The 21,148-nt window shown below is 60.3% G+C and carries 22 protein-coding genes; 10 read left to right on the top strand and 12 right to left on the bottom strand.

What is annotated here, in order from left to right; all coding sequences use genetic code 11:
* Positions 1-240: 240 nt before the first annotated feature.
* The 5 genes from ACYSTU_RS26185 to ACYSTU_RS26165 all read right to left on the bottom strand — a co-directional run bounded on the left by ACYSTU_RS26185 (position 241) and on the right by ACYSTU_RS26165 (position 5,301).
* The gene (locus ACYSTU_RS26185; RefSeq protein WP_499002546.1) at positions 241-1,200 is read right to left on the bottom strand and encodes an alpha/beta hydrolase; all 960 of its coding nucleotides are present in this window, start codon (positions 1,198-1,200) and stop codon (positions 241-243) included.
* Positions 1,201-1,261: 61 nt separating this feature from the next.
* Positions 1,262-2,290: a transketolase family protein gene (locus ACYSTU_RS26180; RefSeq protein WP_499002543.1), complete on the bottom strand. Its 1,029-nt coding sequence runs from the start codon at positions 2,288-2,290 to the stop codon at positions 1,262-1,264.
* Positions 2,287-3,135, bottom strand: coding sequence for a transketolase (locus ACYSTU_RS26175; protein ID WP_122610064.1), 849 nt, complete (start codon positions 3,133-3,135; stop codon positions 2,287-2,289). The genes ACYSTU_RS26180 and ACYSTU_RS26175 overlap by 4 nt, the downstream gene beginning before the upstream one ends.
* A 17-nt stretch (positions 3,136-3,152) precedes the next feature.
* Positions 3,153-4,451 carry an MFS transporter gene (locus ACYSTU_RS26170; RefSeq protein ID WP_051600433.1) on the bottom strand — a complete coding sequence of 433 codons (1,299 nt, stop codon included), beginning with the start codon at positions 4,449-4,451 and terminating at the stop codon, positions 3,153-3,155.
* A 100-nt stretch (positions 4,452-4,551) separates the two neighbouring features.
* The gene (locus tag ACYSTU_RS26165; RefSeq protein ID WP_499002540.1) at positions 4,552-5,301 is read right to left on the bottom strand and encodes an SDR family NAD(P)-dependent oxidoreductase; all 750 of its coding nucleotides are present in this window, start codon (positions 5,299-5,301) and stop codon (positions 4,552-4,554) included.
* A 194-nt stretch (positions 5,302-5,495) separates the two neighbouring features.
* Between ACYSTU_RS26165 and ACYSTU_RS26160 the strand changes: the two genes are divergently transcribed.
* The 4 genes from ACYSTU_RS26160 to ACYSTU_RS26145 all read left to right on the top strand — a co-directional run bounded on the left by ACYSTU_RS26160 (position 5,496) and on the right by ACYSTU_RS26145 (position 7,542).
* Positions 5,496-6,413: a LysR substrate-binding domain-containing protein gene (locus tag ACYSTU_RS26160; RefSeq protein ID WP_122610061.1), complete on the top strand. Its 918-nt coding sequence runs from the start codon at positions 5,496-5,498 to the stop codon at positions 6,411-6,413.
* A gap of 82 nt (positions 6,414-6,495) precedes the next feature.
* On the top strand, positions 6,496-6,720 hold the full coding sequence (locus tag ACYSTU_RS26155; RefSeq protein WP_016774410.1) for a DUF2188 domain-containing protein: 225 nt from the start codon (positions 6,496-6,498) through the stop codon (positions 6,718-6,720).
* A gap of 49 nt (positions 6,721-6,769) precedes the next feature.
* Positions 6,770-7,300, top strand: coding sequence for a hypothetical protein (locus ACYSTU_RS26150; RefSeq protein ID WP_499002536.1), 531 nt, complete (start codon positions 6,770-6,772; stop codon positions 7,298-7,300).
* Positions 7,300-7,542 carry a hypothetical protein gene (locus tag ACYSTU_RS26145; RefSeq protein ID WP_016774412.1) on the top strand — a complete coding sequence of 81 codons (243 nt, stop codon included), beginning with the start codon at positions 7,300-7,302 and terminating at the stop codon, positions 7,540-7,542. Before ACYSTU_RS26150 ends, ACYSTU_RS26145 begins: the two co-directional genes overlap by 1 nt.
* A 200-nt stretch (positions 7,543-7,742) precedes the next feature.
* Here ACYSTU_RS26145 and ACYSTU_RS26140 read toward each other — a convergent pair whose 3' ends face one another.
* The gene (locus ACYSTU_RS26140) at positions 7,743-8,645 is read right to left on the bottom strand and encodes a LysR family transcriptional regulator (RefSeq protein ID WP_324175413.1); all 903 of its coding nucleotides are present in this window, start codon (positions 8,643-8,645) and stop codon (positions 7,743-7,745) included.
* 135 nt (positions 8,646-8,780) lie between these two features.
* Here ACYSTU_RS26140 and ACYSTU_RS26135 point away from each other — a divergent pair, with 135 nt between their 5' ends.
* From ACYSTU_RS26135 to ACYSTU_RS26125, 3 genes are all read left to right on the top strand, one after another.
* Positions 8,781-9,809 (top strand): alpha/beta hydrolase, encoded by a 1,029-nt coding sequence (locus ACYSTU_RS26135; RefSeq protein ID WP_499002534.1) that lies wholly within the window; start codon positions 8,781-8,783, stop codon positions 9,807-9,809.
* A 24-nt stretch (positions 9,810-9,833) separates the two neighbouring features.
* Complete coding sequence (locus ACYSTU_RS26130; protein WP_499002531.1) at positions 9,834-10,271, top strand: cyclophilin-like fold protein; 438 nt, start codon at positions 9,834-9,836, stop codon at positions 10,269-10,271.
* A gap of 141 nt (positions 10,272-10,412) precedes the next feature.
* Positions 10,413-11,045 carry a carboxymuconolactone decarboxylase family protein gene (locus ACYSTU_RS26125; protein WP_499002529.1) on the top strand — a complete coding sequence of 211 codons (633 nt, stop codon included), beginning with the start codon at positions 10,413-10,415 and terminating at the stop codon, positions 11,043-11,045.
* 39 nt (positions 11,046-11,084) lie between these two features.
* Here ACYSTU_RS26125 and ACYSTU_RS26120 read toward each other — a convergent pair whose 3' ends face one another.
* Positions 11,085-12,083: a cupin domain-containing protein gene (locus ACYSTU_RS26120; protein ID WP_499002597.1), complete on the bottom strand. Its 999-nt coding sequence runs from the start codon at positions 12,081-12,083 to the stop codon at positions 11,085-11,087.
* A 62-nt stretch (positions 12,084-12,145) separates the two neighbouring features.
* Here ACYSTU_RS26120 and ACYSTU_RS26115 point away from each other — a divergent pair, with 62 nt between their 5' ends.
* A complete protein-coding gene (locus ACYSTU_RS26115; protein WP_125916063.1) occupies positions 12,146-13,372 on the top strand; it encodes an MFS transporter in 1,227 nt (408 codons plus the stop codon).
* Between the two features lie 5 nt (positions 13,373-13,377).
* Here the strand turns inward: ACYSTU_RS26115 and ACYSTU_RS26110 are convergent, their stop codons facing one another.
* Entirely contained in the window at positions 13,378-14,001 is a 624-nt protein-coding gene (locus ACYSTU_RS26110) for a TetR/AcrR family transcriptional regulator (protein ID WP_016774418.1), read from the bottom strand.
* Positions 14,002-14,130: 129 nt separating this feature from the next.
* Here ACYSTU_RS26110 and ACYSTU_RS26105 point away from each other — a divergent pair, with 129 nt between their 5' ends.
* Entirely contained in the window at positions 14,131-15,348 is a 1,218-nt protein-coding gene (locus ACYSTU_RS26105; RefSeq protein ID WP_016774419.1) for an MFS transporter, read from the top strand.
* 18 nt (positions 15,349-15,366) lie between these two features.
* Here the strand turns inward: ACYSTU_RS26105 and msrA are convergent, their stop codons facing one another.
* The 4 genes from msrA to ACYSTU_RS26085 all read right to left on the bottom strand — a co-directional run bounded on the left by msrA (position 15,367) and on the right by ACYSTU_RS26085 (position 19,946).
* On the bottom strand, positions 15,367-15,873 hold the full coding sequence (gene msrA / locus ACYSTU_RS26100) for a peptide-methionine (S)-S-oxide reductase MsrA (RefSeq protein ID WP_016774420.1): 507 nt from the start codon (positions 15,871-15,873) through the stop codon (positions 15,367-15,369).
* Positions 15,874-15,997: 124 nt separating this feature from the next.
* The gene (sseB, locus tag ACYSTU_RS26095; protein WP_499002524.1) at positions 15,998-16,780 is read right to left on the bottom strand and encodes an enhanced serine sensitivity protein SseB; all 783 of its coding nucleotides are present in this window, start codon (positions 16,778-16,780) and stop codon (positions 15,998-16,000) included.
* A gap of 35 nt (positions 16,781-16,815) precedes the next feature.
* The gene (locus tag ACYSTU_RS26090; RefSeq protein WP_122507041.1) at positions 16,816-17,277 is read right to left on the bottom strand and encodes an NUDIX hydrolase; all 462 of its coding nucleotides are present in this window, start codon (positions 17,275-17,277) and stop codon (positions 16,816-16,818) included.
* Between the two features lie 542 nt (positions 17,278-17,819).
* Positions 17,820-19,946 (bottom strand): TonB-dependent receptor family protein, encoded by a 2,127-nt coding sequence (locus tag ACYSTU_RS26085; RefSeq protein ID WP_499002520.1) that lies wholly within the window; start codon positions 19,944-19,946, stop codon positions 17,820-17,822.
* A gap of 190 nt (positions 19,947-20,136) precedes the next feature.
* On the opposite strand from ACYSTU_RS26085, the gene ppk2 reads away from it, so the two are divergent.
* Positions 20,137-20,952, top strand: coding sequence for a polyphosphate kinase 2 (gene ppk2, locus ACYSTU_RS26080; protein ID WP_499002518.1), 816 nt, complete (start codon positions 20,137-20,139; stop codon positions 20,950-20,952).
* The last annotated feature ends 196 nt before the right edge of the window (positions 20,953-21,148 follow it).

The following is a 21,148-nucleotide window of genomic DNA, read 5'->3' as shown; positions in this document are numbered from 1 at the left end:
GGACGTTGGATCCAAGCGCTTTTTGGGTGCAACAAAATGTGTCGTTTTCGACATTATCCAAAGGGACGCTGGAAAAGGTCCGGGCGGAGTCGACGAGGGTGATGGCTAAGCGATATTGAATTTTTCAAAGCGCAGGCCATCCTCCGCAGTTGCCTGTCTGCGAAGGTGTTAATCAAAAAGCGTAGAAGGGGAGGAAGGCTTTGTATAAGAAATTCTGTTGTACCGTTTCAGCGGTTCTTTCTACCCCTCAGCAGTTAATGCGCTAGCTATCGATCGCCGAAGTGATCGGACGATATCCAGCGCAGACTGAGCGCTAACGCTACCGGGGCACTGATCAAACATATGTGGCGCCCCAGGGTAGACATGCAGTTCGACGGCAACCCCGGCGCGGGACAGGCGCAGGGCAAATGCAACGTCCTCTTCCAGAAACAGATCCAGCGCGCCAACGGCCAGAAACGTCGGTGGCAAGTCACGCAGATCGTCTTGCAGGGCCGGCGAAAACCAGCCGATTGGCAGATCATCCAGCGCTTGGTCAGCGCGCAGGCAATCCCAGCAGAACTGGTTGGCTTGCGCCGGCCAGCCAATCACTCCGGTCGTGCTGTTCTGGTGAGGCGAGGCTGCGCTGCCCGAACGGTGATCGAGCATCGGATAAACCAGCACCTGACTTGCGATGGAATACTCGCCGCGATCCCGCGCCACAATGGCCAGCGCTGCTGCCAGCCCGGCGCCGGCACTGTGGCCCATGACGACCACGTTGTCGGCGTCGATGTTGAGCGTTTGCCGGTGGGCGAAAACCCAGCCGAGGGCGGTGTAGCAATCCTCCAGAGGAATAGGGAAGGGGTATTCAGGCGCGAGACGGTAATCGACAGCAACGATGATCGCCTGAAGTTCTTCGGTGAGGTTAGCCAGATAGTCATCGGCCATTTCGGGGCAACCGAGGACGAAACCTCCACCGTGGATGTACAGGATCACCGCAAAATTACCGTCCGGTGCTGCGGCGGCGGGCCGGTAAAGACACAGGCGCAAATCCTCACCGTCGTGGGCCTTGGTCCATAGGCTTTCTCCGAGCGCTTGTTCTCGGGATTTGAATGTCGCGTGAACACGCTCCCTGATCGCGGGCAGCGTTTCCAACGTCCAGGCTTCTGCGCCGGGGGTTAAAAAGCTTTTGAAGTCGGGATCCAGCAGTTCATGTGCTTTCACGTTCTGCCTCCTGTTTTCGAATGAACGAGCGCCTCGGATGGAGGCGCCGCTCACGTTGGAGTTACAGCCAGGCTTTGATCTGCGCGCACACAGCCGGCGTCGAAATGCCGTAGCGATCATGCAGCGTCGGCAGGGCGCCGGCGTCAAGGAACGCGTCGGGCAACGCGATCTGTCTGAAGGTGGGCGTCACGCCATTGCGCAACAACAACCCGGCAACCGCCTCACCCAAACCGCCGATGATCGAGCTGTTCTCGGCTGTGACCACCAGACGCCCGGATTTGCGCGCTTCGGCGAGAATGGTTTGTTCATCCAGCGGCTTGATGGTCGGCACGTGCAGCACGGCCACATCAATGCCGTCGGCCTGCAATTGCTTGGCCGCTTCCAGTGAGCGCATGGTCATCAGCCCGGTGGAGATGATCAGTACGTCGTTGCCCGTGCGCAGGGTCTTGGCCTTGCCGATCTCGAATTTATAACCGTACTCGTCCAGCACCAACGGCACATTGCCGCGCAGCAAACGCATATAGACCGGGCCTTGGTGAGCGGCGATGGCCGGCACGGCCTGTTCGATTTCCAGCGCATCGCACGGGTCGACAATCATCAGATTGGGCATGGCGCGGAAAATAGCCAGATCATCGGTGGCCTGGTGGCTCGGCCCGTAACCCGTGGTGAGGCCGGGCAGCCCGCAGACGATTTTGACGTTGAGGTTTTCCTCGGCGATGGCCATGCAGATGAAGTCGTAAGCACGGCGCGAGGCGAACACCGCGTAGGTAGTGGCAAACGGCACGAAACCCTCACGCGCCATGCCCGCCGCAGCGCTCATCAGCAACTGTTCGGCCATGCCCATCTGATAGAAACGCTCCGGGTGCGCCTTGGCAAAAATGTGCAGGTCGGTGTACTTGGACAGGTCAGCCGAGAGACCGACGATGTCCGCGCGCTGGTCTGCCAGCGCTGCGAGCGCATGGCCGAACGGTGCCGAGCGGGTCGCCTGGCCCTCGGAGGCAATCGAGGCAATCATCGCGGAGGTGGTCAGGCGCTTTTTCACCGGCGTGCCAGTAGCAGTCGAAGGCGCAGTGTTGGCGGCGTTGCTCATTGGTCTTTTCCTTCTTCAAGGTTGCTCAGTGCCAGGTCCCATTCGTGCTCTTCGACGCGAATGAAGTGGGTCTTTTCCCGGTTCTCCAGAAACGGCACGCCTTTGCCCATTTTCGTGTCGCAGATGATCACGCGCGGTTGCCCGCCGGGGTGATTGCGGGCGGCATCGAATGCAGCGACCAGGGCGTCGAGGTCATTGCCGTCGACGCGCTGGGTAAACCAGCCGAAGGCTTGCCAGCGATCGACAATGGGTTCGAACGAAAGAATCTCGCTGGAGTAACCGTCGGCCTGCTGGTTGTTGACGTCGACGATGGCGATCAGGTTGTCGAGCTGCCAGTGCGAAGCCGACATCACCGCTTCCCAGGTCGAGCCTTCATTGAGTTCGCCATCGGACAGCAGGTTGTAGACGAACGAGGCCGAGCCTTTGCGCTTGAGGCCCAGGCAGGCACCGACCGCGATACCCAGGCCCTGACCCAGCGAGCCGCCGGTGATCTCCATCCCCGGGGTGTAGGCGGCCATGCCCGACATCGGCAGGCGGCTGTCATCCGAACCGTAGGTTTCCAGCTCGTCGAGGGGAATGATCTCGGCTTCGATCAGCGCTGCGTACAGCGCGATGGCGTAGTGGCCGATGGAGAGATAGAAGCGATCGCGCTGCTCCCATTCGGGATCTGCGGGGCGATGATTCATCGCATGAAAGTAAGACACCGCCAGCAGGTCAGCCGCGCCGAGGGCTTGGCCCACATAGCCCTGGCCCTGAACCTGGCCCATGCGCAGTGCATGGCGGCGAATGTTGTGCGCGCGCTGGGTCAGGCTCAGCGATGCAGCGTGTGCAAGATTAGTCGTCATGATGAAACTCCGTTGACTCAACGATTGACCAAAGCGGCGGGAATACGCAGGACCAGGCTGGCGCCGAGGAACAGCACGCCGGTGATGAGGTACATGCCGATGGCACTGGAACCGGTCAGGGTGGTGATCCAGCCGATCAGATAAGGCGAGCAGAACCCGGCGAGGTTGGCGAAGCTGTTGACCGCGGCGATGCCGGCCGCCGCAGACACCCCGCCAAGCAGCGTGGTGGGCAGCATCCAGAACAACGAGGTGGCGGACAGAATGCCGGAGGCGGCCAGGCACAGACTGAGGATCGACAAGGTCGGATTGCCGCCCATCAGCGCTGCCAGACTCAAGCCGATCGCACCGGCAATCATCGGTACGATCAGGTGCCAGCGGCGCTCGCGATGTTTGTCGCCACTGCGGCCGACCAGGAGCATGGCGGCGATGGCGCACAGATAGGGCAGGCTGGTCAGGAAACCGATGTGCAGCGGGTCGGAAACGCCTGCGTTACGCACCAGTGTCGGCAGCCAGAAGGTGATCGCGTATTGGCCCATGACCACACAGAAGTAGATCGCCGCCAGCAGCCACAAGCGCCGGTCGCGAATGAACTCGCCGACCGAGGCGTGGGTGACCTTTTGCTGGTCGTCTTCGGCCAGCTCGCGAGTGATCAGCGCTTTTTCTTCGTCATTGAGCCAGGTGGCCTGATGCACGCCGTCCTTCAGATAACTCAGCACCAACAGGCCGACGACCACGGTGGGCACCGCCTCGAGAACGAACATCCACTGCCAGCCGGCCCAGCCGTGCACACCGGCAAAGTGGTTCATGATCCAGCCCGAAAGCGGGCCACCGACCATGCCTGACAACGGAATGGCGATAAACCACAACACGGTCATGCGCGCCCGCCGATAGGACGGAAACCAGTAGGTGAGGTAGAGCAGCAGGCCCGGCGCCAGACCGGCTTCGGCAATCCCCAGCAGAAAGCGCAGCGCGTAGAACTGCCAAGCGGTTTCGACGAAGGCGAACAGGGCCGAAACGATGCCCCAAGTGATCATGATCCGCGCAATCCACACTCGCGCGCCGACCTTGTGCAGGATGATGTTGCTGGGCACTTCGCAAAGGAAATAGCCGATGAAAAACACCCCGGCGCCCAGTCCGTAGACCGTTTCGCTGAGGGCCAGATCGTTCATCATTTGCAGCTTGGCGAAACCGACGTTGACCCGGTCCAGATAGGCGCACAGGTAGCACAGCATCAGGAACGGCATCAGCCGCCAGGCCGTTTTGCGGTAGGCAGAAGAACGCACGGTCGAAACCGCTTCGAGCGACAGGGTAGTCATGATGGTCTGATCTCTTGTTTTTATTGACCGCCAGGCCATCAGGCCCGGCTGCGTCATCGATCCAGAACCGCACGGGCCACGCAGGCCCGCCCAGAGTTACTCAGTGAATCAGCATGCCGCCGTTCACATCGAGGGTGATGCCGGTCAGATAAGCGGACAGGTCGCTGGCCAGAAACAGCGCGGCGTTGGCGACGTCCTGCGCTTGACCCAGGCGCCCCAGCGGAATGCCATCGATGATGGCGTGGCGGCGGTCATCCTGCATCAGGCCGCCGGTGATGTCGGTGTGAATAAGGCCGGGAGCGATGGAGTTGACGCGGATATTGTCCGGCCCCAATTCCCGCGCCATGGCCTTGCCCAACCCCAGCACACCGGCCTTGGCCGCGCTGTAATGCGGGCCACCGAAGATGCCGCCGCCGCGCTGGGCCGACACCGACGACATGCAGACGATGCTGCCGGAAGACTGTTGGCGCATCAGCGGAATCACCGCCTGGGACATGAGCAAAGTGCCGCGCAGGCTGACGTCCAGCACCTTGTCGTAGTCCGAAGGGCGAATATCCAGAGTCTTCAGTGGCTGGGTGATGCCGGCGTTGTTGACGAGAATATCGATGCGCCCGAAGTGCTCGATGATGGCGGCGACGGCTTGCTGAACCTGCGCTTCGTCGGCCACGTTGGCCGCCAGGCCCAGATGACCTTCGCCCAGTGCTGCGGCAGCGTCACGTGCTGCGGAGGCATCCAGATCGAGGATGACCACGCGAGCGCCGTGTTGCGCAAATGTGCTGGCGGTAGCGCGGCCAATGCCACGGGCAGATGCGGCACCGGTAATGATTGCGACTTTGCCTTGAAGAAGCATGGAGGATTCCCTCGAATTGTTTTTATTGGGTCGGTGTGTAAGTAACCGATGACTCAGCTTGTCCTCCGGGGCGAGCGTGAGCAATAACGCGGAAGTCACTCAATGCTGAAAAAAATTCAGCACTCGTCAGGCCGTTTCGCAAATGCTTGAATGAAACCTGCCGGTACATCACAAGAAATCACCACGGAGTCCCCATGCGCTCTGACACTGAGGCATCGATCATCCTGCCACCGCTGAAAGCAATTCAGGCCTTCGAACAAACCGCGCGCTTCGGCAACGTCGCCAGGGCAGCAGAAGTGCTGGACCTGACCCCCTCGGCAGTCAGCCATCAACTGGCGAAACTCGAAGGGATGATCGGCCGGCAATTATTCGTTCGCGCTGCTCGGGGCGTCTCGCTGACGCCGGTCGGCGAGCAGTACCTCAAGGAAGTCTCCGGGATTCTGCACAGCCTCGCCGTTGCCACCGAGCGTGCGGCCAGCGATGTCAGCCTCGATTGCCTGCGCTTGCACTCATCGCCAAGCTTCGGCCTGCTCTGGCTGATGCCGCGCCTGGAAGCGTTTCGCGCCAGTCACCCGGACATTCAGATCAACCTGTCGTGCTCCTATGAATCGCTGCACTTCAGTCGCGACAAGATCGACGTCGATATCCGTCACGGCCTGCCGAACTGGCCCAGTTATGAGGTGCGCACGGTCAGGAACGAGACGTTCGCGGTGCTGACCTCACCGAAACTGCTCGCGCAACGCCCGGTACGCGGCGCGTCGGATCTGCTGGAGTGCGATCTGATTCTGTCGGAAGCCACCCTGCTCAAATGGCCGCAGTGGTTTGCCCAACATGGCTTGGCGCGTCCGGAACGGCCTTATGCATTGAGCTTCGATCGTTCCTACATGTCGCTGGAAGCGGCGAGTCATGGCTTGGGTTTCGCTCTGGAAAGCACATTGTTGGCGCAGAAGTATCTGGCGGCAGGCACGCTGGTTGAAGTAGCGCCTGAATCACTGAGTGCTGCGGTGGCTGCGCACCATCTCGTATTCCCCAAAGCGCATTCCAGCTTCCCACGGGTCAGGCGTTTTCTGGCGTGGATGGAGAGCGAATTGGGGCACGAGTTCGCGTATTGAGTCGGGCTCAATTCTTTCAAACTCTCTGAACCGGCCAAGGTCAATCCATTACCGGTCACATATTCACGTCAGAGGTGAAGGAATGGATAACTACCACATCAACAAAAACCAGCAGCGCTGGGAACTGGTCAAAGAGGGCGCGCAGCGTGCGTCGAAAACGGCTGCGACCAAAGCCGAGATCACCCAGATCGCCAGCGACTACCTCCAAGACAAAACCGCCTCGCTGAAAATCCATAAAGAAGACGGGACGATTCAGGAAGAACGCACCTTTCCGCGCGCAGCCGACCCGCGAAAAACCAAAGGCTGAGCAGGCTGTTCTTTTCTATGTTCATCGTTTCTTCAGAAGGGTCTGATTTATGGTCATTGCATGTCTGGGATGGGGCTCACTGATCTGGAAACCGGACGGCTTGCCGCTGGCCAGCGAGTGGTTTGCCGACGGGCCGCAGGTACCGATCGACTTCGTTCGCGTCAGTGACACTGGCGAGTTGACTACAGCCATAAGCGCGAACGCGCCGCCGTGCAAAGTGCTGTGGTCGGTCCTGGACGTGACCGATCTCGATCAGGCCCGTGAACTCCTGCGTATTCGAGAAGGCGTGCCGGAGGGCAGGGAGGATGGCATCGGCAGTTTCACCGTCGGTACCTCGGCGATGGGCATGCTCGCTGAGTGGGCAATTCCTCGGCAACTCGATGCGGTGATCTGGACGGCGCTGCCCGGCAGATTCAAGAACATTGAAGGCCTGGTACCGAATGTCGACGACGCAGTTTCTTATCTGGCCGGGTTGAGCGGCGCGGCGCACGAACAAGCGCGCGACTATATCGAACAGGTGCCGGCGCAGATCGACACGCCGTATCGCCGTGAAGTCATTGCCAGGCTCGGGTGGAAATAATGAGCACCCGCAGTCAGGCGCAGATTGCCGCGATCTTCGATCAGCTGTTGGCACTGCGAGAAAGTGTCGACATTCTCCAGCACGTGGAGAGCGCCAGCGTCGAGTCGCTGCGTGGCCATCAGACCGTGGACGCCCCCGAGTCGTTGGATCTGGTGTTTCAAAAGCTGCAAGAAGACATCGCCAGCATGGAGGAAACCTTGGCGACGATTGCCGAGGCGACCGGGGACGTGTCGAAGTTGTGAGGCGCGCGCGGGGTGGCATGCAGAGATGATGTGGCTGGTCTGGCGCCTTCGCGAGCAGGCTCGCTCCCACAATGGATTTGTGAATCGATGATTTCCGGGAGCTGACGCAAAAACCTGTGGGAGCGAGCCTGCTCGCGAAAGCGCTGGGTCAGGCACTTACTCTATTGGATGTGCCGACGCTATCGCGAACTGGCCCGCTCCTACAACGGGGCTGGATCCACGCGCAACGCATCCACCACCAGTGAAAACGCCGGCGATGGTTGGCGGCGGCTGGGGTAGTAGAGGTGGAAGCCACCAAACGGTTCGCACCAGTCTTCCAGCACTCTGACCAAACGTCCTTCGGCCAGATGCGCACCGAACTCGTCTTCAGGCAGGTAGGCAATCCCTAACCCGTTCACAGCGGCGTCGGCGATGTGCACGGTGGAGTTGAACACCAGTTGGCCGTCGACCCGCACTTTCAGCTTTTTGCCCTGCCGCTCGAATTCCCAGGCATCGACACCGTCGTAGGTCGGAAAACGGATGTCGATGCAACGGTGTGCCGCCAGATCGCGCGGATGTTGCGGGGCGGGATGCCGGGCAAAGTAGCCGGGCGAAGCGACCACGGCCATGCGCAGCGGCGGGCCGATCGGTACGGCGATCATGTCCTGGGCGACGGTATCGCTGAAACGCACGCCGGCATCGAAGCGGTCGGCAACGATGTCACGGAAACCGTAGTTGATATCGAACTCGAGCTTGATGTCCGGGTATTGCAGCAATAGTGGCGTCAGCTTGGGCAGCAGAGTGGTCTTGATGATGTTGTCGCCGCAGGTGATGCGCACCGTACCGGCAGGCTTGTCGCGCAACTCGGTCAGCGCGTCCAGCTCGGCTTCGATTTCATCGAAACGATGACCCACGGTGTGCAGCAAACGTTCGCCGGCCGCCGTCAGTGACACGCTGCGTGTGGTGCGGGTCAGCAGGCGAATTTTCAGACGCGCTTCCAGCGCCGAGACTACCTGGCTCACCGCCGATTGCGTCACTCCCAGTTGCACCGCCGCGCGGGTGAAGCTGCCGCTGCGGGCAACCGTGACGAAGGCAAGCAGGTCGTTGAAATTGGGTTTGGCCATGGCGCAATGCTCAGGTTTATTGATTAGCAGTGTTTATAACCGCATTAAGCACTCATTAGCTAATCAAAGCCTAAAGCCTGCGCAACAATACCTCCATCCCGGCCTCGCCTGGTTTCTCGATCAAGGACGCCCCCCATGAAACGACTGTTCATACTGCTCGGGTTTCTCCTGAGTTCATTTACTGCATTCGGAGCTGACATGTCCCACGGTGCCGACAATTTCTTCAAGAGCGACAAGGTGACCGTGCAGAAGGTCAGCTTCAAAAACCAATATCAACTCACCGTGGTCGGCAACCTGTTTGTGCCCAAAGGACTCGACCCGGCAGCGCGCAGCGCGGCGATTATCGTTGGCCATCCGATGGGCGCGGTAAAGGAGCAGAGCGCCAATCTGTATGCGCAGAAACTGGCGGAGCAGGGCTTTGTCACCCTGTCGCTGGATCTGTCGTTCTGGGGCGAAAGCGAGGGCGCGCCGCGCAACGCGGTGTTGCCGGACATGTATGCCGAAGACTTCAGCGCGGCTGTCGATTACCTCGGCACACGGCCATTCATCGACCGCGAGCGCATCGGCGTGTTGGGCATCTGCGGTAGCGGCAGCTTCGTCATCAGCGCGGCGAAAATCGACCCACGCATGAAAGCCATCGCCACCGTCAGCATGTACGACATGGGCGCGGCCAACCGTGATGGCCTCAAGCACTCGCAAAGCCTTGCGCAGCGCAAGCAGATCATTGCGCAAGCGGCCGAGCAGCGTTACGCCGAGTTCACTGGCGGCAAGGTCGCATACACCGGCGGCACGGTGCTGGAACTGAAAGCCGACACCCATCCGATCCAGCGTGAATTCTTCGATTTCTACCGCACCCCGCGCGGCGAATTCACCCCGGCCAACTCGACGCCGCAACAGACCACGCGTCCGACGCTGAGCAGCAACACCAAGTTCATGAACTTCTATCCGTTCGTCGATATCGAGAGCATCTCGCCGCGCCCGATGTTGTTTATTGCCGGTGCCGACGCGCACTCCCGTGAGTTCAGCGAAGAGGCGTTCCGGTTGGCGGGGCAGCCGAAAGAACTGGTGATCGTGCCGAATGCCGGCCATGTCGATCTGTACGACCGGGTCGAGCTGATTCCTTTTGCCAAGCTGACGCAGTTCTTCAAGAGCAACCTGAAGTAACTTTCAACGCGACGGAGCAAAGCGATGCGGACTTTTGCCAACGGCTGGAAGGGATTCGTACTGATGGCATGGCTGCCCGTTGCTCTGTCTGCACCGACCGCTTTGGAGGCCAGCACGATGTGGATGACAGTCGGAGAACAGCGTTTTGCCATTGCTCTGGAGGACAACCCGAGTACGCGGCAATTGCTCACGCGATTGCCGCTGAGCCTGGAAATGACCGACCTGCACGGCAATGAAAAATACGCCACCGTGCAGCCGCCATTGCCCACCCAGCCCTACCGGCCGGGCACGATCCACAGCGGCGATTTCCTTTTGTATGGCGACGATACGTTGGTGGTCTTCTATAAAACCTTCGATTCGTCCTACCGCTATTCGCGTCTTGGTCGCATCGACCGCCCGCAGGACTTGGCCGAAGTCTTGGGGCGCGGCGATGTGCGGGTGACGTTCACTCTGCATGAGTGAGGAGAGTCATTGATGAACCAGAAATCGTTAAATCAAGGGCGTCTCCTGCGCATCGTCGCCCTCGGCTGCGCGGTCCTTGCCAGTGCAGCCTGCGTGAATCCCCTCTGCGCCAATCCTTCCCGATCACCGGAGAAACCGATCATGAAAGAACAGCCTCTGACGCCTGAACAACTGGCGATCGCCCCGATTGCCGCCAACGCTGCAATAGGCGACATGCCGCGTTTGCACGACGCACTCAATCGTGGTCTCGATGCCGGGCTGAGCATCAGCGAGACCAAGGAAATTCTGGTGCAGCTGTACGCCTACGCCGGCTTCCCGCGCAGCCTCAACGCCTTGTCATTGCTGATGAAGGTTTTGCAGGAACGCGCCGCGCGGGGCATCGAAGACGTGCCGGGACGCGAGCCGGGTCCGGTTCCGTCGGGATATGCGCTCACCGAACTCGGCACCGACAATCAGACTCGTCTGGTCGGTGCGCCAGTGTCCGGCCCCCTTTTCGAATTCGCCCCGGCGATCGATCAGTTTCTGAAAGTGCACTTGTTCGGCGACATCTTCGCCCGCGACAACCTGACATGGACGGATCGGGAACTGGCAACTGTTGGTGCGCTGGCAGCGATGGCTGGGGTGGAATCACAGCTGGAGTCGCATTTGAAGATCAGTCTGAATGTGGGATTGACGGTTGAGCAGTTGCGGCAAGCGGCGCAGGAGTTGGAGGCGCGTGGGGATTTGCAGGCTGCTGAGCGGGTGGGCGCGGGGCTGGACAAAATCCAGCGGTGAGGGCGGCTCGGATTCATTGCCGCTCTGTTAATGCAATTCTTATAGTGCGCGCTGGCGCCGACTCGCTCCCGGTGAGCTTCCTGTTATCCGCTTGAACGCACGACTGAACGCCGCTTGGGAGGTGTAGCCCAAGCGCTGCGCCACTTCTTCGATCGGCAGTCTTTCCAGGGTCAGCCACTGACTGGCCAGGCGCATGCGCAGTTCGGTGGCGTAGCGCAGCGGCGGGGTGCCGAGGGTGGTCTGGAAACGTTCGGCGAAGACCGAGCGTGAGGTGTTGCACAGCGTTGCGAGTTCGGCGACGCTCCAGTCGCGCCCCGGTTGTTGGTGCAGGGCCAGCAAGGCCTGCGCCAGGCGAGGATCACGCAGGGCGGCGACGAGACCGGAGGCATTGCCGCAAGCGCATTCGACCCAGCCACGAACAATCATTGCCGCCACTACGTCCGCAAGGCGCGCGAGAATGCCGGCGAAGCCAATGCGCGCTGCGCTGACTTCGCGTTCCATGGTCGCAAGGATTGGCATAAGTCCCGGATAACGCTGGCCGCCAGTGTCGATCAGCATAAGACCCGGCATCAGCCGACCGAGGCCTTGCAGGCTGCCGAGTTCGAACTCCATACAGCCACTAAAAAGCAGGGCGCTGTCGGGCGAATCGGCGCTGTGTCCGACCTGCACCGCGCAGACCGTGTCGCCGAGCGGTGCGGCGACGGCGCTGTCAATGTCCTGCACTTCAGCTCCGGCGTGTGACAGCAACTGGTGCGGTGCACCATGGGCAATGAATACCGCATTGCCTGCTGACAACTCGTACAGGCTGCCGTCCTCCAGTCGCAATACCGTCGATCCAGCGGCGACGAAGTGGAAATACGCATGGCCGGGCTTGTCGCTGAAACCCAGACCATACGGCGGACCAGCGTGGATCCGACGATATTGCACGCCACGCAAACGCATGCTGCGCAGCAATTCAGTGATCAGGTCTGATGACAGTGAAAAGGGATCGGTGCTGCTCATGTTCGGGGTTTCGATCAAAAGTTCAAGACTGCGCATCATAGATCATCCGGGTTGTCGCCAATAGACTGCCCTCTCGAAATGTCCGAGGGAGTCTTGAAATGAATGAACGTGTAGGTGATGGGCGAACTGACGGGGAGCCGCTGGTGCCTGCGTGGATGGCGGTGTTTTCACTGGCGATGGGCGTGTTTGGTCTGCTCACGGCGGAATATCTGCCGGCCAGCCTGCTGACGCCGATGGCGCTCGATCTCGGCGTCAGCGAAGCGCTGGCCGGGCAAGCGGTGACGGTGACCGCAGTGGTGGCGCTCTTTGCCGGATTGCTCGTACCTGGATTGACGCGCAGTCTTGATCGGCGCCTGGTCTTGCTCGGTTTCTCGGCACTGATGATCGCCTCGAATCTGCTGGTGGCGTTGTCGTCCAGCCTCGCAGTGTTGCTGATCATGCGCATCCTTTTGGGCATAGCTCTGGGCGGATTCTGGAGCATGGCGGCGGCCGTGGCGATGCGCCTGGTGCCGGCGGCGCTGCTGCCCCGCGCGTTGTCGATCATCTTCAGCGGGATCGCCGTAGGTACCGTGGTGGCGGTGCCGTTGGGCAGCTATCTCGGCGGCCAGTTTGGTTGGCGCAGTGCGTTTTTCGCAGCAGCAGCGGTGGGCGTGGTGACGCTGGTCTTTCAGATGTTCACGCTACCCAGTCTGGCGCCGCATCGTCCGTCACGCCTGCGTACGGTGCTTGAGGTGTTGCTGCGACCGGGCATTGCCGTCGGCATGTTCGGCTGTGTATTGGTGCATACCGGCCATTTCGCGTTGTTCACCTATATCAGGCCATTTCTGGAAAGCACCACCGGCGTCGGCCCGCAGATGCTGGCACTGATGCTCCTTGGTTTCGGCGTGGCGAACTTTGCCGGCACGCTGTTCGCCGGCTGGCTGTTGCAGCGCAATCCAAGGGCAACGTTGGTGCTGATGCCAGTGTTGGTGGGCGTTGTTGCTCTGGCGTTGGTCGGGTTACCGGCCTCGGTCAACGGGCAGGCGTTGCTCTTGGCGCTGTGGGGGATGGCCTTTGGTGGCGTGCCGGTCGCATGGTCGAACTGGGTGGCGCGCTCGATACCCGATCAGGCCGAAAGCGCAGGCGGCATGGTGGTCGCATCGGTGCAGTCGGCGATTGCCGCAGGCGCCGCCGCCGGCGGTTCGGTGTTCAGTTTCAGCGGTATCAATGGCGTGTTTGTAGCGGCTGGAATTCTGATGTTGCTGGCCGCGCTGCTGATTGCACTGAAGGTCAATGTCGATGTGCCGGAGCCGGGTTCGGCGCCGGTGGCACCGGTGCATTTGTGATTTGATCAATCCGCCTTACGCGTGACGGCAATGTCCCAGGTTTGCATGACCTGAGTGATAGCAGCATCAATGTTATCCAGCGCGGTGTTGTCTCTGGCGAGGATGGATATGCCCTGCAGGAAACTGTCGAATACCGTCGCCATCGCCGCCGCACTTGTGCCGCTGGCCAGCTCGTCGGCATTCACAGCGCGTTCGACGCAGGCTTGAATGCCGGCACGGGTGCGCTGCCTTGAGTGGGTCAGGGCTTGCGCCACGTGGGCGGTTTCCGGGCTCGGTGCGCTCATGACGCCGAGGGTAACCATGCAGCCCTTGGGGTGTGTGTCGTCGCACTGCATGCGTGCCGACTGGCGCAAAGCGGTCTCGATCGCCTGGCGTGGTGGCAGGCTGTCGTCCCACAGGCACTCGGTGACTTGCGCATAGGTGGTTAAATAACGCTGCACGCATTCATCGAACAACGCTTCCTTGGAACCGAACGCGGCGTAGAAGCTAGGTGCAGAGATACCGCCACCCAGGCCTGCCTTCAATTGGGCCAGCGATGTCGCGTCGTAGCCGTGTTGCCAGAACAGTTGCAAAGCCTGATCGACGGCGTCGTCGCGATCAAACTGACGGGGGCGACCGGTTCTCGCCATGACCTGACTCCTCATTGATTTAATATAAAGACTAGTCGATACAGAAATTATTGACAACGCTGCGCATGCACCCTCAGGATCTAGATCGATCGGTATTTAAATCTGAGTCGGTTTTTCGAGGAGCTTCCAGTGACACCTTCAATCACGTTAACGGCTACGCCAAAAGGTCTGCCCATCGGCGCTTTGCTGGCGCTGGCCATGACTGGCTTCATCTGCATCGTCACCGAAACCCTGCCGGCGGGCCTGTTGCCGTTGATCAGTGAAGGCCTGGCGATTTCGCCGTCCATGGCCGGGCAAATGGTTACCGCGTACGCATTGGGTTCCGTACTGGCGGTGATCCCGATGACCATCGCCACCCGGGGCTGGCGGCGCCGCAACGTGCTGCTGCTGACGATTGTCGGTTTCCTGCTGTTCAATTCGATTACCGCGCTGTCGTCGCACTACGGCGTTACGCTGGTCGCGCGGTTCTTCGCCGGGGTTGCAGCGGGTTTGGCATGGAGTCTGTTGGCCGGCTATGCGCGACGCATGGTTGAGCCCGAACAGCAGGGCAAGGCGTTGGCACTGGCGATGGTCGGCACACCGATTGCGCTGTCGCTGGGCGTGCCTCTGGGTACGTGGCTCGGTGGGCTGGTCGGTTGGCGCACTACATTCGGCCTGATGTCGGCGCTGACCTTGGTACTGATCGTCTGGGTGCTGGTGAAAGTGCCCGACTACCCGCCGCAGCCGGCCCATCAACGCCTATCGCTGAGCAAAGTCTTGACTACCCCGGGCGTGCGTCCTGTGCTTGCAGTGGTGATCAGCTGGATGCTGGCGCACAACATTCTCTACACCTATATCGCTCCGTTCGTGGCGCCGGCGGGCATGGCCGAGCGGGTGGATGTGGTGTTGTTGATCTTCGGCATCGCCGCGCTGGTCGGGATATGGCTGACGGCGAAGCTGGTCGAGCCGCTGCTGCGCTCGACTGTTCTGCTGAGTTTGGCGACCTTTGCCGCGGTCTGCGTGGCGCTGGGTTTTGGCGGACGCAACCCAGAGGTGATTTATCTCGGCGTGGCGGTATGGGGTTTGACGTTCGGCGGCGCGGCGACGCTGTTGCAAACGGCGCTGGCTGACGCGGCGGGCAACGGAGCGGATGTCGCCTTGTCGTTGAATGTAGTGGCGTGGAACAGCGCGATCGCTGGCAGCGGTGTCGTCGGCGGCGTGCTGCTCGATCAGTGGGGCGTTGCCTCATTTCCGTGGGCCATGCTGGCACTGGTCGCTATCGCCTTCGCCATTGCCTGGGGTGCCCGGGCCCACGGTTTCAAGTCGGGCCCGCGCTCTGTAGAAGCTTCGGTGGTGGCGGGGCATTGAACCCCGCCAGCAGTTTCTTCAACCGCGCTTCGGCAGTTTCCAGTTAGGCCGGATGAAATGGCAAGTGTAGCCATTCGGAATCCGCTCCAGGTAATCCTGATGCTCGGGTTCCGCTTCCCAGAACGGCCCGGCCGGTTCGATTTCGGTTACCACACGGCCCGGCCACAGCTTCGAGGCGTCGACATCGGCAGCGGTGTCTTCGGCGACGGCACGCTGCTCGTCGTTGAGGTAGTAGATCGCCGACCGGTAGCTCGGGCCAAGATCGTTGCCTTGACGGTTGGGCGTGCTCGGGTCGTGGATCTGGAAGAAGAACTCGAGGATCTGCCGGTAGCTGATTACCGCCGGATCGAATTCAATCTCGATGGCTTCGGCGTGGTTGCCGTGGTTGCGATAGGTCGCATTCGGGACATCGCCGCCGGTATAGCCGACGCGGGTTTTCAGCACACCCGGATAGCGGCGCAACAGATCCTGCATGCCCCAGAAGCAGCCGCCGGCGAGAATGGCAGTTTCGGTTTGAGTGGTCATGGTGTGTGCTTCCTCTCGAGACGATGTGGGGATACCCACTGTTATGAGGGCGGGTTGAGAGAATCCAAGGTTACGCTCATCAGAATCGACCACTGGCCTGCTGATCAAGCGGCATGCAGGCGTGTCAACCAAAGCCAAATAACGAACGCAGCCTGCTCGGTGACTTGCGTTCGTAGAACGGTTTGGTCTCCCTGAGGAAGTAATCACTCAGCCCGGCTTGTCCCGTCAGCACGCGGCAAAAATCAACTGGTCCGCCATCGGGGGCTGTGTCCGCAGCGACATTGCCGGCTTCGCGCATGACCTGTTCGATATCGCCATCCGCTTCGATGCCGACGATCAAGTGCGGTTTTTCATCAATCGAGGGGTCGTGCATCAGCGCCAGGAATGCGCGTTTCACATTGGCGTGTTTGGCCAGCAATTGCGAGAGCGAATGGACCATCGTCGATGGGTAGTCCGAAGGCTGTCCAAGCAAGACGTTGGTTTCTTTTTCCACGGTACGCTGCGTGGCGGGCCGGCCGATTTCGCCTGAGAGCAGGCGTTGCACTTCCGCCGGAAGAAATTCCTTGCCGTACGGCGACTTCGGATTCAGAAAAAGCAGCGCGCCCAGCGTGATTTCGAACAATGATCGGGCGGGTATCTCCACATAGCTCTGCTCGCTGTCGATGGATTGTTGCAGCGTTGGCAGCGAGGAGAAGAACGGAATGACCGGCGTGCCATCGGGCTTCTGCCAATGAGCGATGCTGATGTTGCTGCCGGCTTCGAGATTGACATGGCCTTGCGCCGCACCGGCGGTGCCGAGGATGTAGACGGTCGAGTCCAGGAGGGTTCGATAGAACTCAGGGCGATGCGCGGGTTCGTCGGCGAGTCGGAGCGATGTTTCCAATGGGTTTTCTTGGGAAGTATCCATGAGGTCAGTCCGTTATTTTCAGTGGAGAGCGATGATTACCTGACCGACTCGAAGATGCCTGCATTCACCAGCATTTCATCCAGCCTCTCGGGCCATATCTGATCGTCGGTGCCTCGTAGCGATTCAGCGGACCACCAACGATGATCGGCCATGACCTCGGTTTCTTCCTGAGTCCAGCCAGCTCTGGATAGCCGCTCGCTTGGCGTATGCGCGACGAAATATTGTTCGACCGCGAGTACAGTTTCGCCGCTGGGTAATAGCATGGAAAAATCACGGTGCGCTACAGGTCCGTCAACCGTGAGGACCTCAATACCGGTTTCCTCACGCAACTCACGTATTGCAGCGTCATGGAATGTCTCACCGGCCTCAAGGCCGCCGCCTGGGGTTGCCCAGTAATTTCTGCCGGCCAAGGCGCCGTTTTCATGGATGAATCTGAAAAGCAGAACTTCTTGCGAGGGACTTATGACCAATAATCGTGCTGCTTTGCGTTCGCGCATCTACATCTTCCTTGAAGGGCTTGCTACCGCTTGTTGCGTTTCGGATTCGTACTGCAAGAGGACGTCGAGCTGGCAAGAGCTCCTTATTGCACAGCCGTTAAAGACCACCCAACCCGCTAAACCACGGAAAAAAAACTCCAACTTCGTGGCCTTTATACGCTGACCTCGCCCGTAATCGTCTGCGACAACGAAGGCAGCTGATTATCGCCGGTATCGCCAATAGCGTCAGAAACCACTGGAAAGCATTGCTGGACTGAAGCGCGAGGGCCAGAAGCACATTGATCAGCAATCCCCCAAGAATCGCGACGTTGTACTTGATGTGCCGACGTTTGATCGCAACAAATTCTTCCCAGTCGTAAATCAACCAATCGTGGGAAAACTCTCCGCACTCAGGGCATTTATGCGTGGGCGGAAGGTTATCGGTGGTGAACCCACAATCAGGGCAGCAGACTGTCATTGAGCGAACCTTCCGCAAGCTGTCTCATATCGCTAGCCAGCGTAGTGCAGATTGGCTGGAGTTGTCCGTCTACAGCCAACAGGCCTCACAACAAACTCCACGAAACCCCAACATAAACCCCCATCCCTTCACCCGGAGTCGACCGCGCAGCATCCAGACCTTTGTCGTCATACCCCGGCGTGACCGTTGCCGCATAACGCTTGCCGGTCAGGTTGCGCATGTCGACCCAGCCTTGCCAGTCGCCCTTCGGCGCGTTGTAGCCCAGGGTGGCGCCGAACAGGGCGTAAGGGTCGGCGTAGTAGCTGTTGGCGTAGTCCACGGCAACTTTGGACACCAATTGTGTGTTCACGGCGGCGAAGAAACCCTGCGGCCAGTCGTAACGCAGTTCGCCCTGGTAATAATGCATCGGCAGGCCCGGCAGGCGGTTGTCGCCGAAGCGTTCGTCGTCGCGGTAGTGGAAGTCGCTGAAGGTGTAGGCCTGGCGCAAGCTCAGCTGGCGGCCGTCGGCGGCGGTCCAGAGTTTGCTGTTGAGGCTGGCCTCGATGCCTTGGTGCACGGTCGGGCTGGCGTTGAGTTCGTAGGGCGTGACGGCGTTGGCGTCCGGCAGTACCGAGAGCAGTTCGTGACGAACTTGCGCGTAGTACCAGGCCAGGCTCCATTCGCCCAAATGGCTGTCGCCACGGCCACCGATTTCCAGAGTGGTTGCAGTCTGGTTTTGCAGTTCGACCGGGTCGCGCTGGGTGCCGGTGGCGGCGCCGTTGCCGGCAGGGAAGCGCACGTTGGAGCTGTAGATCAGCGACCACGGGTGCGGTGCTTCGACGGAGCGGCTGAGGTTGCCGAACACTTGCACGTCCGGGGTGATCTGATAGCGCAGGCCGATGCGCGGTGCATAGTCCCAGTCGCTGAGACTGGTTTTGCCGCCGCCCTGCGGATAGGTCACGGCGCTTTCGCGGCGGGTGTAGATCGCGGCGAGGCCGGTGGTCAGCCAGAGGTCGTCGGCAATTTCCAGGTCGTTACCGAAATGCAGCACGGTATCCGAACCCTGATAGGTGAAATTACGCATCCGCGTGCCCGGGGCGTAGCTGGCGGTGTTGCCACTCGGGATGCGCACGAACTCGCTGGCGCCGTCGTTGGGCAGGTGCTTGGTCACGCGCAGGCCGACATTGCTGCGGCTTTCCATGCCGAACAGGGTGTCGCGGCGTTTGTAGTCGAAGGTGCCGCTGACGTCGGTATATGCCACCTTCAGCCTGTTGGGGCCTTCGCGCAGATCCATCGGGTAGTCGTGGTAGGCGAGGCCGGTCTGGATGCTCGAATCGTCATCGAGGTAGAACGTGGTCTTGTTGCCGATGAACGTGCTGCCGGGCTGCTTGCGGCTGTCATCGCGGGCCACATACGCCGGGTTGGCTGCCCGTGGGCTGTGTTCGATGGAATGCTTGGTCACGCGACCGGCGAGGTCGTTGTCAGTCTCGCGATAGCGGAAATAGAAGCGGGTTTCCAGATTTGGGTTGAAGCGGTAGCCGAAGTTGGCGATCAGGCCTTTGCTCTCGCTGGCGGTGTGGTCCTGATAGCCGTCGGCATTGGCATCGGTCAGCGACACGTAGTAATCGAAATCGCCCAGCACTTGCCCGGAGCTGACCTGGCGCTGCTGATAGCCATGGCTGCCGGTGGCGTAACGCACTTGCAGTTTCGGCGCGGTGTAACCGGTGTGGCTGACGTAATCGATAGCGCCGCCCAGCGCCAGCGCGCCGCGATCGAAACCGTTGGCGCCGCGCAGCACTTCGACATGATCGACCCACAACGGCTCGAGCAATTCATACGGCGTGCCGCCGGGGCCGGTGAGGGGCAAGCCATCCAGCATCGTGTACAGCCCCGAGGCGTGGGCACCGGGTGCGCGGTTGATGCCTGAACCACGGATGGAAATCTTTACGCCTTCGTTGCCCGCCGACTGCGCATACACCCCCGGCTGATAGGCGAGCACATCCTGATTGCTGGCAACGCGGCCCTGCAACGGCTGGCGCATGTCGACCACGTCGGCGCCGCCGGGAACCTGCTCAAGGCGTTGCCGCGCTTCTTCGACCGCTGCATCGTTGCCACTGCGCTCATCTGCCGAAATCAGCACTTGCCCCAGCTCCAGACCTTGGGTCTCGGCCATCACCGGGCAGGCCAGGGCCAGACCGAGCAGGGCAGTGGGCAATGATTTGGACGACGGCATCGAAAAAACTCCAGCAAACAGGGGATCGGGCAATGAACAGTGCGACGTCGGAACAAACCCAGGAAACACATGGCGACAGGGCTTTTTTGCCCGACGATGGCAAACAATCGGGCGTGAACTAACCTCACGGATCAGGGCCATCGGGTCAATAAACAAATTCAGCGGGCTGTTGAAGCGCGAGGACAGGTTCATGGCGAAAGACAAGAAGAAACCTGCAAAGGCAATCGAACGTCCACGCTTGAAAAACAAGGACTATCTGCAACAGCTGCGCAAGCTCCACGTTGAACTGGTCAAGCTGCAGGAGTGGGTCATCGCCAAAGGTGTCAAGGTGTGTATTGTTTTCGAAGGCCGCGACGGTGCAGGCAAGGGCGGGGTGATCAAGGCGATCACGGAACGCGTCAGCCCACGGGTTTTCCGGGTAATGGCACTGCCGGCGCCAACCGATCGCGAAAAGAGCCAGATGCATGTGCAGCGCTACCTGCCGCATCTGCCGGCGGGCGGTGAGGTGGTGATTTTCGACCGCAGTTGGTACAACCGCGCCGGCGTCGAACGGGTCATGGGCTTTTGCACGGAAGAACAGGCTGACAAGTTTCTCAAGTCGATCCCTTGGGTGGAGAACGCCATCGTCGATTCGGGGGTGATCCTGCTCAAGTACTGGCTTGAGGTCAGTCCGGAGGAACAGACCCGCCGGCTCGAAGCGCGAATCAATGACGGGCGCAAGACCTGGAAACTGACACCCATGGATCTGAAATCCTACAGTCGCTGGTATGACTACTCACGGGCGCGGGACGAGATGTTCAAGCATACCGACACCGATTGGGCGCCGTGGAGGGTTGCCGACTCCAATGACAAACGTCGTGCACGGCTGAACATCATCACTGATCTGCTCAGTCGCATCCCCTATGAGGAGGTTGAGCGCGACAAGGTCGAGTTGCCGAAACGGCAGAAGCCGGGCAAGTATCGGGAGCCGGATTATGCGTACAAGCGGGTGGCGGATCGTTTTTGACAGTTGTGGGGGTTTTCAAGGCTTGGCGGCCTTTAGGCCGACCAAGCTTTGGTTGGTTTGGGTGAATATCCGTTTTTTGCGGTGTCGCGGCTGGCGGTTTCGCCCTTACGGCGAGTCACCTTTTTCAGACGCCAAAAAGGTAACCCAAAAGGCTTGCTCCTACGTTCGGCCCTCGCAGGCTCGGGTTCCTTCGCTA

The organism is Pseudomonas glycinis, assembly GCF_054871425.1.
Note: the sequence above shows the minus strand (reverse complement) of the source record. Positions and strands in the feature narration are given on the sequence as shown.

Excerpts from the sequence above, each read along its gene's own strand:
- ACYSTU_RS26180 (WP_499002543.1), bottom strand. The coding sequence starts at position 2,290 with ATGAGCAACGCCGCCAACACTGCGCCTTCGACTGCTACTGGCACGCCG.
- ACYSTU_RS26175 (WP_122610064.1), bottom strand. The coding sequence starts at position 3,135 with ATGACGACTAATCTTGCACACGCTGCATCGCTGAGCCTGACCCAGCGC.
- ACYSTU_RS26170 (WP_051600433.1), bottom strand. The coding sequence starts at position 4,451 with ATGACTACCCTGTCGCTCGAAGCGGTTTCGACCGTGCGTTCTTCTGCC.
- ACYSTU_RS26165 (WP_499002540.1), bottom strand. The coding sequence starts at position 5,301 with ATGCTTCTTCAAGGCAAAGTCGCAATCATTACCGGTGCCGCATCTGCC.
- ACYSTU_RS26160 (WP_122610061.1), top strand. The coding sequence starts at position 5,496 with ATGCGCTCTGACACTGAGGCATCGATCATCCTGCCACCGCTGAAAGCA.
- ACYSTU_RS26155 (WP_016774410.1), top strand. The coding sequence starts at position 6,496 with ATGGATAACTACCACATCAACAAAAACCAGCAGCGCTGGGAACTGGTC.
- ACYSTU_RS26150 (WP_499002536.1), top strand. The coding sequence starts at position 6,770 with ATGGTCATTGCATGTCTGGGATGGGGCTCACTGATCTGGAAACCGGAC.
- ACYSTU_RS26145 (WP_016774412.1), top strand. The coding sequence starts at position 7,300 with ATGAGCACCCGCAGTCAGGCGCAGATTGCCGCGATCTTCGATCAGCTG.
- ACYSTU_RS26140 (WP_324175413.1), bottom strand. The coding sequence starts at position 8,645 with ATGGCCAAACCCAATTTCAACGACCTGCTTGCCTTCGTCACGGTTGCC.
- ACYSTU_RS26135 (WP_499002534.1), top strand. The coding sequence starts at position 8,781 with ATGAAACGACTGTTCATACTGCTCGGGTTTCTCCTGAGTTCATTTACT.
- ACYSTU_RS26130 (WP_499002531.1), top strand. The coding sequence starts at position 9,834 with ATGCGGACTTTTGCCAACGGCTGGAAGGGATTCGTACTGATGGCATGG.
- ACYSTU_RS26125 (WP_499002529.1), top strand. The coding sequence starts at position 10,413 with ATGAAAGAACAGCCTCTGACGCCTGAACAACTGGCGATCGCCCCGATT.
- ACYSTU_RS26120 (WP_499002597.1), bottom strand. The coding sequence starts at position 12,083 with ATGCGCAGTCTTGAACTTTTGATCGAAACCCCGAACATGAGCAGCACC.
- ACYSTU_RS26115 (WP_125916063.1), top strand. The coding sequence starts at position 12,146 with ATGAATGAACGTGTAGGTGATGGGCGAACTGACGGGGAGCCGCTGGTG.
- ACYSTU_RS26110 (WP_016774418.1), bottom strand. The coding sequence starts at position 14,001 with ATGGCGAGAACCGGTCGCCCCCGTCAGTTTGATCGCGACGACGCCGTC.
- msrA (WP_016774420.1), bottom strand. The coding sequence starts at position 15,873 with ATGACCACTCAAACCGAAACTGCCATTCTCGCCGGCGGCTGCTTCTGG.
- sseB (WP_499002524.1), bottom strand. The coding sequence starts at position 16,780 with ATGGATACTTCCCAAGAAAACCCATTGGAAACATCGCTCCGACTCGCC.
- ACYSTU_RS26090 (WP_122507041.1), bottom strand. The coding sequence starts at position 17,277 with ATGCGCGAACGCAAAGCAGCACGATTATTGGTCATAAGTCCCTCGCAA.
- ACYSTU_RS26085 (WP_499002520.1), bottom strand. The coding sequence starts at position 19,946 with ATGCCGTCGTCCAAATCATTGCCCACTGCCCTGCTCGGTCTGGCCCTG.
- ppk2 (WP_499002518.1), top strand. The coding sequence starts at position 20,137 with ATGGCGAAAGACAAGAAGAAACCTGCAAAGGCAATCGAACGTCCACGC.